This is a genomic window from Frigoribacterium sp. CFBP9029 (assembly GCF_034045305.1).
In the GTDB taxonomy this organism is placed as follows: Bacteria; Actinomycetota; Actinomycetes; order Actinomycetales; family Microbacteriaceae; genus Frigoribacterium.
In genome coordinates, this window is sequence record NZ_JAXCWB010000005.1 from 44,361 (window position 1) to 57,444 (window position 13,084).

Here is a 13,084-nt window from a genome sequence, read left to right on the forward strand (position 1 = left end):
AGGAGGCGCGGTGCCGTCCCCGAGGACGCGGCCCCGTAGGAGGCGCGGGTCGGCACTCGCGAAGACGGCGCGGCCCCGGCGACGACGGCGTACCGTCGCCCGCATGAGTCGTCGTGCGTCTGCAGCCCGTTTCGAGGGTCGGATCGCCGGCATCGGCACCGCCTCGGGCACGCGTGTCGTGATCGGCATGTGGGAACGTTCGCCGCTCGGCCGCTTCACGGACGTGATGATCGAGGACGTCACCGGCCACCGCCTCCTTCTGGCTCCCTCGCAGGCCGTCGCCGACTACGTCTCGTCGACCTACACGTTCGACGAGGTGCGCGTCGTGCCGGTCGAGACGCGGCGCGTCGACGGCGGCATCGCGGTGACCGCCGGCGATCTCGCCGTGCGGCTGACCGTCGGCGCGGTGTCGCCGCTCGGCATGCTGATGCGCATCGTGCCGCGACGGGTCGCGACCGAGCCGCTGTGGCTCCGGCTGATCGATCCGGTCGCGCGGGTGCTCGTCCGGGGTGCGCGGACGGCCGGCTCGGCGGGCGGCGGCAAGCGCGAGTACTACGGCGTGACGCTCGTCCGCGACGTCTCGGCGGCCGTGACCACGCGGGCGGGCGACGACCTGGGGCCGTTGGCGCCGCTCAGCCCGCCGGTGCGCTTCGGTTTCGGCTCGGCCCCCGCGCGCCCCAGCCTCGTCGACGTCGTCACGACGATCCGCTGACCCGACGATCCGCTGACCCGCAGCTCAGCGGGGTCGCACGGGAGTCAGGGCGCCCGCGGGTGAGACCGGGTGAGCGGGCCGCCACGCGGCGCTCGCGCACCCCGGACGCGGCATTGTCCGACGCTCGACCATGAGATAGCTTCAGTCTTCGACGCTCGACCAGGCTCGCTTACCCCTCGGCCCGGTCGACGACGCCGACGCGCCCCGAAGCGTCCGGCAGGCTGCGTCCAGGACCCGAACCTGACAGGACACCACCCATGCGGTCAGCCCCGCCCGAGAGACCCGACGACCCCGCCGAGACCCGGCTGCCCCCGACCTCGCCCCGACACGCGGCCGAACCCGACCCGCGCCCGTCGGCTGCGTCGCCGGTGGCCGGAATGCCGGTCTTCGACCCGCCGCCGGTCGCCGACCCGACCCGGAGCATCGGGTCGCCGGGCCCGGACGCCGCCCCCGCCGACCCGGATCAGTCGCGGCTCTTCGGGCGCGGCCTGCTGTACGTGATCATCTGGTCGCTGCAGCTCGTCGTCGGCACGGTGGTCTCGCCGGTGCTGGCCCACCTGCTCGGCGTCACCGACTTCGGCGCCTTCTCGACCGCGCAGGCGATCTTCCAGGTGCTCAGCGTGCTGGCGCTGCTCGGTCTCGACCAGGCGCTCGTCCTGCAGCACGCGGAGGACGGCGATGCCCGGAACGCCCGCGGGCTCGTCGCCGTCGGCCTCGTCATCTCGTTCGTCGCCACCGCGGCGGCCGTTCTCACCGTGCCGTTCTGGGCCGGAGCGCTCGGCTTCGGCAGCGAGCACGACCTGCTGCTCGTCGTCCTGCTGTGGGCGGCCCCGTCGGCTGCCGTCCAGGTGATGCTCGCCCTGCTGCTCGCCGAAGACCGCTTCCGGGCGTTCGCCACGACGAGCATCGTGTCGGCCGTGGGCGGCCAGGCGATCGGCTTGACCCTGCTGCTGACCCTCGGCGGCGGCGCGCTCACCTACGCGTGGGGCAGCGTCATCAGCCAGACTCTGGCCATGGTGATCGGGCTCTGCTTCACCCGCCCGCTGATCGGCGGTCTGGTGAACGGGCCGGTCGCGAAGCGCGCCCTCTCGTTCGGCGTGCCGCTCGCCCTGGCGAGCCTGGCGTACTTCGTCCTGAACGCCGGCGACCGCATCGTGCTGCAGCGGCTGATGGGCCCCGACGCGGTCGGTCAGTACCAGGTCGCGTACGTGGTCGGCTCGTCGGTGATCCTGCTGCTCTCGTTCACCAACAGCGCGTGGGCGCCGCACTTCGCGAAGATGCGCGACGAGACGGCCCGGTTCGCGCTCGCGATGACGGCGCGCAACGAGATCTACCGTCTGCTGAACCCGATCATCGTCGCCCTGACTCTCGTGACCCCCTTCGCGATGCCGATCCTCGTGCCGGCGAGCTTCGACCCGTCGAGTCTCACCATCGTCGTCTTCGTCGTGGCGCTGACGGCCTACCCGGCGACGGCGGGCGGCGCGAGCGGCCGCCTGCTGACCATCGAGCGGCGGGCCAAGACCCTCGGCGTCATCACCGGCGTCGCGGCGGCGGCCAACGTCGGCCTGAACCTCCTGCTGGTGCCGCCGCTCGGCATCCTCGGCGCGGCGGTCGCGACCGTCATCGCCTACTCCGTGCTCGCGGGCCTGCAGCTCGTCGTCCTGCCGAAGCGCGTCGCGTGGCACGGCGCCCCGGTCGGACTCCTGCTCACCGTGCTGGCGAGCGTGGTCGTCGCCGCGGCGACCATCGCGCTGCCGCAGACCCTCGAATGGAACATCGGGCGCTGCATCGTCGCGCTGGCCTGCCTGCCGTGGTTCCTCCGCCGTCTCGCCGCCGCCCGCCGCCCCCCGGAGGTCGACGTCGCGGACGACGCCGCGGGTGCCGCACCGGAGGCCCCCGCAGCCGAGGCCCCCGCACCCGAGGCCCCCGCACCCGAAGCTCCCGCCCTCGACGACCCAGCACTCGACGACCCCGTCGCCGCCATGCCCGCGCACCGATCACGCCACGACCAGGAGACCTCATGACCCGCCGCCCCCAGGTCGTCGAACCGGCCCCGCGCCGGGTCGTCGTCCTCGACCTCGCCGAGCCGCTCCCCGACCTGGTGGCCGACGACCGGTACGACTCGGCCATGGTGTTCGGCACCTGGCGGGGTCTCCCCGTCGGCGTGGCCGACGTCATGCTCACCGACGACCCGGCCGCGGCGCGCACGGCCCTGACGCCGCTCACCGATCTGCGCGACGACTCGGTCCGCTACGAGGCGTCGCGCCCGCCGCGCCTCCCGGACGACCGCCTCCCCGCCGTCACCGTCGTCGTGTCGACGATCGTCGGTCGGCGGGAGGACCTCGAGCTCATGCTCGACGGCTTCGCGGACGTCGACTACCCCGACGTCGAGTTCCTGATCGTCGACAACCGGCCCGTGCTCCCGTCCGACGACGTCCTGCCCGGGCTCGTGGCGGGTCGCGACCGGGTCCGTGCGATCCACGAGCCCCGCAAGGGCATCTCGGCCGGGCGGAACGCCGGCGTCGCCGCGGCCCGGGGCGACATCATCGTCTTCACCGACGACGACGTGCGGGTCGAGCCGAACTGGCTGCGCGAGCTCGCCCAGCGCTTCGTCGACGACCCCCGGGTCGACGCCGTCACCGGTCTGATCCTCCCCGCCGAGCTCGACACCCCGGCCCAGATCTGGTTCGAGCGCTACTACGGCGGCTTCAGCGGCGAGCGGACCTGGCGACCGCTCGTGCTCGACGCGGAACGCCCGGCGTCGCGCCTGGTGCGCGGGGCGCGGATCACGGTCGTCGACGACGGCGAGGTGGTGCGCCGCTTCGCGGTCTACGGCGTCGGCGCGTACGGCGCCGGGGCCAACATGTCGTTCCGGCGGAGCGCGCTCGAGCGGATCGGCGGCTTCGACCTGGCCCTCGGCACGGGCACGCCCGCCCGCGGCGGCGAGGACCTCGCCGCGTTCATCGGGGTCCTCTGGACGGGCGGCCGCATCGCCTACGAACCGGCCGCGATCGTGCACCACCGTCACCGTCGCGGCACCGACGAGCTGCTCAAGCAGCTGCGGGGCAACGGGCTGGGCTTCACCGCCATGCTCACCTCGCTCGTGCTCGGCGACCGCCGTCACATCGCGGGGCTGGCCTGGCAGCTGCCCCTCGCCGTGCGGTCGATGGCGGCGCAGAGTCTCTCCCGCATCGGAGGAGGCGCGTCCGACGCCGCCGAGAGCCGCCCCGCCGGACTCGAAGACGAGTACCCCCGGTCGCTCGTGCTGAACGAGCTGCGGGACTACCCCAAGGGGCCGCTCGCCTACCTGCGGAGCCGGCGACTCGCACGTGCGATCGCCGTGCGCCCGGCCGATGCGCCGGTGGCCGTGCGATCGTGACCGCGCCTCCTCGGCTCCGCACGGGTCGGACGGGACCGCGAGCCGGGTCGTCGACGCCCCTGAGGGTGCTGACGACCGCCGAGCGGCTGCGACCGGTCGGCGGCGTCGAGCTCTGCATGCTGCAGGACACCGTGGGCCTCGTAGGTCGCGGTCACCGCGTCGACGTGCTGTTCCACCACGACGGCGTGCAGCGTGCCGAGTACGCGTCCGTCGGGGTCGAGCCGATCGGGCCGTACCCGTTCGACGTCGACCGGTCGAGCGTGCTCCGCGATCTGCGGCGCTTCGCACCGTCGATCGCACGGGCGCGGAGCCTCGCCTCCGACGTGCTGTGGCTGAACCGCCCCGAGCAGATCGTCTGGGCGCAGCTCGCCGCGCGCTGGGCCGGGCTGCCGATCGTCTGCCACCTGCACCACGCGCCGAACTTCCACCGCACCCGGCTGGTGATGACGGGGGTCGCGCACTTCGTCGCCGTCTCCGAGTTCATGAAGACCCTCTGGGTCGCCGCCGGGATCTCGCCCGAGCGCATCACCGTGGTGCACAACGCCGTCTCCGCCGACGAGTACCCCCGAGGAGGCGCGGCGGAGCTCGAGAGCGCCCGTCGCGACCTCGGACTGGGCATCGCCCCCGGAGCCCGCGTGGTGCTCAGCTACGGGAGGCTGTCGGTCGAGAAGGGCGTGCTGACGCTCGTCGAGGCCTGGCGCGGGCTCGCCCTCGACCCCGAGCGCGCGGTGCTCGTGCTGGCGGGGCCGGCACCGGTCGAACCCGAGGTGCTCGACGCTCTGGCCGGTCTGCCCGAGGGGTCGTACCGCCTGCTCGACGCCCGGCGCGACGTCGTCCCGCTGCTGCACGCCGCCGACCTCGTGGTCATGGCCTCGCATCTGCCCGAGGCCTTCGGTCGCGTGCTGATCGAGGCGATGTCGACGGGGCGACCGGCCGTCGGCACCGACGTCGGGGCGGTCTCCGAGGTGCTCTCGGGCGAGTTCGCCGGCCTGCTCGTGCGCCCGGCCGACCCGCTCGACCTCGCCGCCCGCATCGCGGCGGTGCTCGACTGGCGGCACGACGACCCCGGTCTGGGCGAGCGCTGCCGTGACCGGGTCGCCGAGGGGTTCCCCCACGAGCAGCACATCGACGCTCTCGAGGCCGTGCTGACGGCGCACGCCCGCCTCCGGGGCCCGGGGCGGCGAACCCGCCGTCGAAAGGGCGAGATCAGCCGGGGAGTCGCTCAGCCGTCGTAGCGGTAGATCGTGGCCCAGTCGATGTGGACGGCGCCCTGCGCGCCGTCCGGCGGGGCGCTCTTGAGGGTCTCGATCTGCATCACCCAGTGCATCTTCGCCGTGGGGATGTCGCTGCGGGTGGTGCCGATGGTGACTCCGTCGATCTGGAAGGCGATCTCGTCGGGGCCCCACTCGATCGTGTAGGTGTGCCATTCGCTGAACGGCACGGCCGTGCGGCGGTCGAACGAGTTCTCGGACGGGTCGCCGAGCTTGTGGTTGTAGGCCCTGACCTCTTTGTCGAGGTGACCTTCGGGGAAGTCGATCTCGCCGTCGTCCCAGTCGTTCTCGTCGCTCCAGAGCAGGAACGCCGCGCTGTAGCCCTCGACGGGGTCGGCGCGCAGGCGCACGCTGTAACGGCCGTGGGTCTGCCCGCCCCATTCGCCGTCGACCAGCGGCACGACGGCCGACGACGTCACCTCGTCGCCGAGGGCCGAGACGCCGAGCGACAGCATGCCGTCGGCGACGGAGATCGCGCCGGCCCGGTACGTGCCGTTGTCGTTGGTGTCGGTGAAGCCGTCGTACGGCAGCCACGAGTCCGCGTACGGCCCGGGGAACGACCCACGGGCGACCGGGGTGTCGAAGTCGTCGACGAAGATCTGCCTCCACCCCGGCAGGTCGCCGACGGGTGCGGCCTCGCCGCTCGGGGACGCCGTGTCGGCGGTGGACGCCGAGCCGGGGGCGTCGGCCGACATGTCGAGGTGCGGGGCGGATGGCACCCCGCCCGCCGGAGGCGCGGTGCCCGTGTCGGACGGGTCGGCGGGGGAGTACGACGTCGGCGCGTCGCTCGGCACCGGGGCCACCGGGGCGGACGCCCCGTCGGTGCTCCACGGGGTGACGGCGCCGGAGTCCTCGCCGAGGACGATCATCGGCAGCCCGACCAGCGCCACGACCGAGAGGACGACCACCGTGGTGACGGCGACGCGCGTCCGCCGTCGTCGAGAGGACGCTCGGGTTCTCTCGGTGGTCGGCACGTCGTCGGTTCCTTCGGGTAGCGATCGTCGCCGAGGCGGGCGCGGGTGAACCCGACGCGTCGGAACGATCGAACGATCATCGCCCGCGACGTCGCGCGGGTCAAGGCGAACCCCGTCGAACGAGGCACCCCCCGATCGAGGGGCACCCGCCGGGAGGTCGACGCGTAGTCCACTGTTCACCCTGTCGATGTCCGGCCCCTGCGTATCGCGGGGAGCAGAGCGCAAGTTACTCTGAACGGACCCGCCACGCCCGACACCCGAGGGCGAGGCGGCAACCCGAATCACGCCGACCCGAACCCGGCGCTCTTCCACCCCGCCGACGAGGCGACCCCCACCCAGGGTCAGACGGCTCCGTCGGTCGAGCGCGCCGCCCGTGATGGTCGGCGGCTACCCACTGGAGATCACTCGTGACCCGAGCTGACTCTGCCCCCGCGAGTGCGCGCCCCGACAGCGCCGATCCCGACCTCGCGAGCCGCAGTCACCCGACCCTCGTCCCGACCCGCGACGCCTACGCGGTGATGTCGCCAGGCCGGCGGCTCGCCGCGGCCGGCCTCGTCTGGCTGACCCTGATCGTCATCGGGATCGGCTTCGCCACGCCGGCGACGGCGCTCCGCGAGCTGGCGGTGCCGGTCTTCCTGCTGCTCGAGCTCGGCATCGCCCCCGTGCTGCTGGCCGCTCCGATGCGGTTGTCGCGGTTCACGCTGATCGCCGTGGTGACGAGTCTGTCGGCGACGGTGCTGATCGGCACCGCCATGGCCCGGACGCACGTCTGGCAGCCGGCCGAGACGATGACCACGGTCGTCATGGCGACGATCGTGCTGCTCGCGACGGCGACCGTCCGCGAGATCATGGCGATCGGCCTCGACCGCGCGGCGAGACTCGACGGCCTCGTCGAGACGGTCACCGACTCCGTCGACGCCGAGGAGGCGCGGCCCGGCATCGCGGACCGCCTGCCCTGGGTGCCCCTCGCCACGGCCGTCGCCCTGGTGCTCGTCGTCGGATCGTCGCTGCTCGTGCGGGGCGACCCCACCCCCGGCGGTCTCTTCTCGCTCGAGGGCCCGGGCTGGTTCGCGGGTCTGGCCCTGCTCGTGGCGGCGACCGTCTTCGCCCTCGTCACGCACCGGAGCCCCGCTCTGCCGCTGCTCGCGCTCAGCGGCGTGGTCGTCCTGTCGCAGGCCATCGTCTACGGCACCCCGACGATGGTCAGCGCCGCCCGCCACGTCGGCGTGATCGAGTCGATCCGGGCCGACGGCGGAGTCACCCTGGGGCGCGACATCTTCCAGTCGTGGGCGGGTCTGTTCTCGGGCGTCGCGTGGGTGGCCGACGTCGCCGGCATCCGCGACGTGATGGTCGTGGCGACCTGGTGGCCGGTGATGATCACCCCCATGATCGCCCTCGCGGCCACCGTGCTGGCGCGCCGGTTCCTCGCCGACGACGGCCGCGCCTGGCTCGCCGGGGGTCTCTTCGCCCTCACGCTGACCCTCAACACCATCTACTTCTCGCCGCAGTCGCTCGGCATCGTCCTCTCGCTGTGCATCGCGGCCCTGGCGCTCGGCGCCGGTCGCCCCGCGCGCGAGACGTCGTTCGCCGTCACGAGCCGACCCGCCGCACCCGGCGAGCTCGTCGCCTCGGGCGACCCGGCCCACTCGGCCCGGCCCCGCGCCTCCGGAGTCCTCGGCTGGTGGTCGCTCGCGGCCATCCTCGTGCTCGGCTCGACGCTCGCGGTCACGCACCAGATCTCGCCGTACCTGACCACGGCGGCGCTCGGCGTCTTCGTGGTCTTCCGACTCGTGCGACCGTGGTGGACCCCTCTCCTGGTGCTGGCGCCCGCCGTCGTCTGGGCCCTGGCCAACCGGTCGGTGCTCGGCACCTTCCTGGTCCCGGCCGCCGCCGGCAACGTGATCGACAACGCGGCACCGCCGGTGCACGACGGCGCAACCCTCGGCAAGCCGCTGGTCAACACGCTCGCGTTCGGTCTGCCGGCCGTCGTGCTCGTGATCATCGGGCTCGCCGCCCTGGCGTCGTTCCTGCTGCATCGCAAGAGCCGCCAGCAGTGGGCGCTCGTGCTCGCCGCAGCCAGCCCGGTGAGCCTGATCATCGCCACCAACTACGGCGCCGAGGGCATCTTCCGGGTGACGCTCTTCGCCGCCCCCTGGCTGTGCATCCTCGCGGTCATGCTGCCCTGGCCCCGCCGCCTCCCTCGCCGTCTCGGCACGACCGCCCTCGCCGTGGCGCTCGTCGGCGTCGTCGCCGTCAACGTGTTCGGCAACACGGCCCTCGACTGGAACCGGGTCGCCAGCGTCGACACCACCCGCGCCACCCTCGCCTTCGAGGACGAGGCCGAGTTCGGCGCCGCCCTGCTCGTGCCGGGCAACGGCAACGCGACCCCGGGCGCACGGACGGCCAAGTACGACGAGGTGCAGTACGTGCCCCGCGAGTCGCTGGGCGGCTACGCCGACACGGGCCCCGACTACGACGCCGTCGCGGACGAGCGCGAGCTCACCAGCCAGTTCGCCCTCGGCTGGCAGGCGTCGGAGTACTACGTGCTGGTGTCGGACGTGCTGGGCGCCTACGACGAGCGCTATGGGTTCCAGACCTACGCCGACTACCAGGAGCTCGGGCGGGCCTTCGCCGACGACGACCGCTGGCAGGTCGTCTACTCGAGCCCCACCGCCGTGCTCTACCGTCTCGCCGACCCCGAGGCCGTCCGTGGCTAGTCGGCGCGGCGTGGTGGGCCGTCCGTCGTCGCCTCCCGTCGCCGGGGTCGTCGTCGCGCTGACGCTGGCCGGCGCCCTCCTCGCCGCCGCACCGGCCGTCGCCGGCGACACCGGGCACGCCCCGCATCCGCTCACCCCGACCGGCTGCGGCGCAGGCACCACGCTGAACGTCGTCGCGCACCAGGACGACGACCTGCTGTTCCAGAGCTCGACGCTCGTGGCCGATCTGCAGGCCGGGCGCTGCGTGACGACGGTGTTCGTCACGGCCGGCGACGGCGGGCACGTCGAGCAGTACTGGCGCGAGCGCGAGCTCGGGCCGCGAGCCGCCTACGCCGAGATCCTCCACGTCGACGACGCGTGGACGACGTCGAACGTCGACGTCGACGGCCGCGCCGTCGCCGTCGCCCGCCTCGATGCCGACCCGCGTGTGCAGCTCGTCTCGCTGCGACTGCCCGACGGGGGCACCGACGGCGCCGGGTTCCCGAGCACGGACGACACCAGCCTCACCGCGCTCTACACGGGAGCGATCGACTCCCTCACGACCGTCGACGGGTCGTCGTCGTACACCCTCGCCTCGCTGCGATCCACGCTCCTGGCTCTGATGACCGCGGTCCAGCCGACGAACGTGAACACGCTCGATCACCTCGGAACGATGCACGACGGCGATCACCCCGACCACCACGTCGTCGGCTATCTGACCGACGCCGCCCAGCGGCTCTACGCGACACCGCACGGGTTCGCCGGGTATCAGGGCTACGGCATCCGCGATCGCCCCTCGAACCTGACCATGCCGCAGGTGCTCGACAAGGCCGACGTCTTCTTCCGCTACGCCGAGCACGACCCGGCGACCTGCGGCGGGTGGGACGCCTGCTGGAACCGGTCCGAGCGCGAGTGGTTCAGCCGCCAGTACACGGTCGGCACCGTGACCACCACGCCGCCCACGCCGGTCGTCACCGTGCCGGTCGACCCGCATGCGCCGCTCTCGGCGTACGACGTCACCTCCGGGGCGACGGTCACCGCGAGCTCCGAGAACACCGCCGACTCCCAGACCGCCGTCAGGGCGATCGACGGCGTGGCCGACGGATATCCGGGCGACCACCGGGCCGAATGGGCCACCGCGGGCGGTCGAGACGGCAGCCGGCTGACCCTGACCTGGCCGTCGGCTCGCAGCATCGACCAGGTCGTGCTGCACGACCGGCCGAACACGAGCGACCGCATCACCGGGGCGACCCTCTCGTTCTCGGACGGGTCGACGGTGGCGGTGCCGGCGCTCGCCGACGACGGGACGGCGAGCACGGTGACGTTCCCGGCCCGCACCTCCTCGTCCGTGGTGCTGACGGTCACCTCGGTGTCGAGCACGACCCGCAACGTCGGGCTGGCCGAGATCGTGGTGCGCTCGGCGACGGCGGCGCCGGTCGTCACCCCGCCCGTGGTGACCGACGTGACGACCGGGGCCGTCGCCACCGCCAGCTGGGACGACGCGGCGGGCGGGCAGACCGCCGCCAAGGCGATCGACGGCGTGGCGGGCGGTTATCCCGACGCCCCTCAGAACGAATGGGTCGCGCCCTGGGGGCGCGTCGGGGTGACGTTGACGCTCCGCTGGTCGACGCCGGTGACGATGGACACGATCGTGCTGCACGATCGCCCGAACCTCGCCGACGACGTGACGGGCGGCACGCTCACCTTCTCGGACGGCAGCACGGTCGCCGTGCCGGCCCTCGATGCCGCAGGAGGCGCGACCACGGTCCGATTCGCCTCGCGCGCCTCGACGTCGGTCGCCTTCACGACCACGTCGGTCAGCGCGAGCACGCGGAACGTCGGACTCGCCGAGCTGCGGGTGCAGCAGACCAGCTGAACGGACGGACGGGGTCGACACCGCCTCGTGGCGACGTCGACCCCGTCGGATCGTTCGGCGGATGCCGGTCAGCGGCGCCCGAGGCGGCGCTCGCCGGTCGAGCCGACCGAGTAGGCGAGACCGTAGTGCTCGAACACGGCGGGCTCCCGCGACGCCTCGAGCTCGCCGTCGGTCTCGATCGAGGGGGCGTCCTTGACGATCTTCTTGTCGAACTGCACCTTGAGGTGCTTCGGGGCGACGACCGCGCCCTGCAGCGGCACGAACAGCAGCTTCTTGCCGACGATCCCGGCCTGCACGGTGGCGAACGTGGCCAGCTCGGTCGAGGTGTCGAAGTAGATGCTCTCGAGCGTGCCGACCTTGTCGCCGTTCGGGTCGACGACGGGCATGCCGATCCAGTCGCGCAGGTTCTCGGCTTCGAACATGGAGTCCCTCTCTGTCGACGGGGGTCAGGGCCGCCGCGACGACTCCGACGCTAGTCGCCCCCGCCCGCGGCAGCCTCTGAGAAAGACGGTCTCGGGCCTTGCGGCCGGGGGAGGGGGATATGTCACACTGGACGGAGCGCCCTCGTCGTGGAGTGGCAACATCCCATCCCCACCCGTCAGCAACGATCGCGGCGAGTGCGCATCGCCCCCGCGACCCGTGCCTCAGCACGCCTCGCGGCGGCGTCCTCCCGGCGAGTCCTCTCGTCGTGCGCGCTCTCCGCCCGAACGGAGGCACGCCCGTGACCGACACACTCGCCCGTCCATCCACCGGTCGGAGCCAGACCGAGCAGCCGCACACCCTCACCGCCTCGGCGGTCGTCGGCATCGCCGTGCTGGGGCTGTCGACCTTCTTCGCGATCACCACCGAGCTGATGCCCGTCGGGCTGCTCTCGACCATGAGCGCCGATCTGGGCGTGGCCGAGTCGCGCATGGGCGTCGTCGTCACGGTGTACGCGCTCGCCGTCGCCGTGCTCGCGCTGCCGCTCACATGGGCGACGGCGCGGGTGCCCCGCAAGGCCGTGCTCGTCGCGACCCTCGTCGGGTACACGGTGTCGAACCTGATGGTGGCGTTCGCTCCGAGCTTCGAGTTCCTCTGCGCCGGGCGCATCGTCGGCGGCGTCGCCCACGCGCTCTTCTTCTCGGTCGCGTCGGCCTACGCGACCCGCATCGTGCCTCCTCGGCTGGCGGGGCGCGCGATCGCGTTCGTCTACTCGGGCAGCTCGCTCGGCTTCGTGATCGGCGTGCCCGTCGCGACGACCGTCGGCGACCAGGTCGGCTGGCGTCTCGCCGTCACCGGCGTGGCGGTGGCCTCGGCGCTGCTGGCCGTCGTCGCCCTGATCTTCCTGCCGTCGGTGCGCGGCGAGTCGTACCCGCACATCGGTTCGGTCGCGTCGTGGGCGCGCAGCGGTCTGCTGGCCGTCGTCGTCGCCGACCTGCTGCTCTTCGCGGGTCACTACGTGGTCTACACGTACATCGGGCCCTACCTGGTCGACGCGGGGCTCGGCACGGGCTCGACGGGCACGGCGCTGCTCGTGCTCGGGGCGACCGGCGTCGTCGGCCTGCTCGTCGCCGGGGCGTTCGTCGACCGGGCGCCGCGGCAGACGCTGCTCGTCGCGGTCGGGGTCATGACGCTCGCCCTCGGCGCGTTGCCGTTCGTGCACGGCTCGCTGATCGGCACCTTCGTCGTCGCGGGCGTCTGGGTGGCGGCGAACGGCACGACGGGCACCCTGTTCATGGCCGCGGCGATCCGCACCGGCGGCGTGAGCCCCGACATCGCGGGGGCGCTGATCAACGCGGGGTCGAACGTCGGCATCGCGGCCGGAGCGGCGCTCGGGGCCCGGGCCTTCGAGATGACCGGGCTCGCGGCGCTGCCCTACACAGCGGCCGTCATCGTCGGCGGGAGCTTGGTCGTCGTGCTGCTGGCCCGGCGCGGGTTCCCGACGATCGGGCACGCGCAGGTGTCGCTGTCGACGTCGAACCTGCGCACGATCACGTCGTCGGTCGCGGTGGTCACGGGCTCGGTGCGGACCATCCCGTCGCGCACCGGCTCCGTCCCGACGCTCGGCGGTCACTCCCGCCCCGACGCCTGACCCGCGCGTCACCCGAGGAGGCGCGGCGCGGCCTCGACCCGGCCGCCGCGTGTCACCCGAGGTCATCGCGCAGCGCCGCCACCGTCCGATCGGGCAGGATCGACG

At 73.2% G+C, this 13,084-nt stretch carries 9 protein-coding genes; 7 read left to right on the top strand and 2 right to left on the bottom strand.

The annotated features are described in order from the left end of the window. The first annotated feature begins 103 nt into the window (after positions 1-103). The 4 genes from SOM11_RS08285 to SOM11_RS08300 all read left to right on the top strand — a co-directional run bounded on the left by SOM11_RS08285 (position 104) and on the right by SOM11_RS08300 (position 5,326). Positions 104-712 carry a hypothetical protein gene (locus SOM11_RS08285; RefSeq protein WP_320477742.1) on the top strand — a complete coding sequence of 203 codons (609 nt, stop codon included), beginning with the start codon at positions 104-106 and terminating at the stop codon, positions 710-712. Positions 713-969: 257 nt separating this feature from the next. Then, the gene (locus SOM11_RS08290; protein ID WP_320477743.1) at positions 970-2,736 is read left to right on the top strand and encodes a lipopolysaccharide biosynthesis protein; all 1,767 of its coding nucleotides are present in this window, start codon (positions 970-972) and stop codon (positions 2,734-2,736) included. Then, the gene (locus SOM11_RS08295) at positions 2,733-4,091 is read left to right on the top strand and encodes a glycosyltransferase family 2 protein (RefSeq protein WP_192059082.1); all 1,359 of its coding nucleotides are present in this window, start codon (positions 2,733-2,735) and stop codon (positions 4,089-4,091) included. Before SOM11_RS08290 ends, SOM11_RS08295 begins: the two co-directional genes overlap by 4 nt. Then, positions 4,088-5,326 (top strand): glycosyltransferase family 4 protein, encoded by a 1,239-nt coding sequence (locus SOM11_RS08300; protein WP_320477744.1) that lies wholly within the window; start codon positions 4,088-4,090, stop codon positions 5,324-5,326. Before SOM11_RS08295 ends, SOM11_RS08300 begins: the two co-directional genes overlap by 4 nt. Here the strand turns inward: SOM11_RS08300 and SOM11_RS08305 are convergent. Further along, the gene (locus SOM11_RS08305) at positions 5,314-6,336 is read right to left on the bottom strand and encodes a family 16 glycosylhydrolase (protein WP_192059078.1); all 1,023 of its coding nucleotides are present in this window, start codon (positions 6,334-6,336) and stop codon (positions 5,314-5,316) included. The two genes, SOM11_RS08300 and SOM11_RS08305, sit on opposite strands and share 13 nt — an antisense overlap. Positions 6,337-6,743: 407 nt before the next feature. On the opposite strand from SOM11_RS08305, the gene SOM11_RS08310 reads away from it, so the two are divergent. After that, positions 6,744-9,053, top strand: coding sequence for a hypothetical protein (locus SOM11_RS08310; protein WP_320477745.1), 2,310 nt, complete (start codon positions 6,744-6,746; stop codon positions 9,051-9,053). After that, the gene (locus SOM11_RS08315) at positions 9,046-10,908 is read left to right on the top strand and encodes a PIG-L family deacetylase (protein WP_320477746.1); all 1,863 of its coding nucleotides are present in this window, start codon (positions 9,046-9,048) and stop codon (positions 10,906-10,908) included. Before SOM11_RS08310 ends, SOM11_RS08315 begins: the two co-directional genes overlap by 8 nt. Before the next feature lie 68 nt (positions 10,909-10,976). Here the strand turns inward: SOM11_RS08315 and SOM11_RS08320 are convergent, their stop codons facing one another. Further along, complete coding sequence (locus SOM11_RS08320) at positions 10,977-11,330, bottom strand: PRC-barrel domain-containing protein (protein WP_192059071.1); 354 nt, start codon at positions 11,328-11,330, stop codon at positions 10,977-10,979. A gap of 299 nt (positions 11,331-11,629) precedes the next feature. On the opposite strand from SOM11_RS08320, the gene SOM11_RS08325 reads away from it, so the two are divergent. After that, positions 11,630-12,979: an MFS transporter gene (locus SOM11_RS08325; protein ID WP_320477747.1), complete on the top strand. Its 1,350-nt coding sequence runs from the start codon at positions 11,630-11,632 to the stop codon at positions 12,977-12,979. The last annotated feature ends 105 nt before the right edge of the window (positions 12,980-13,084 follow it).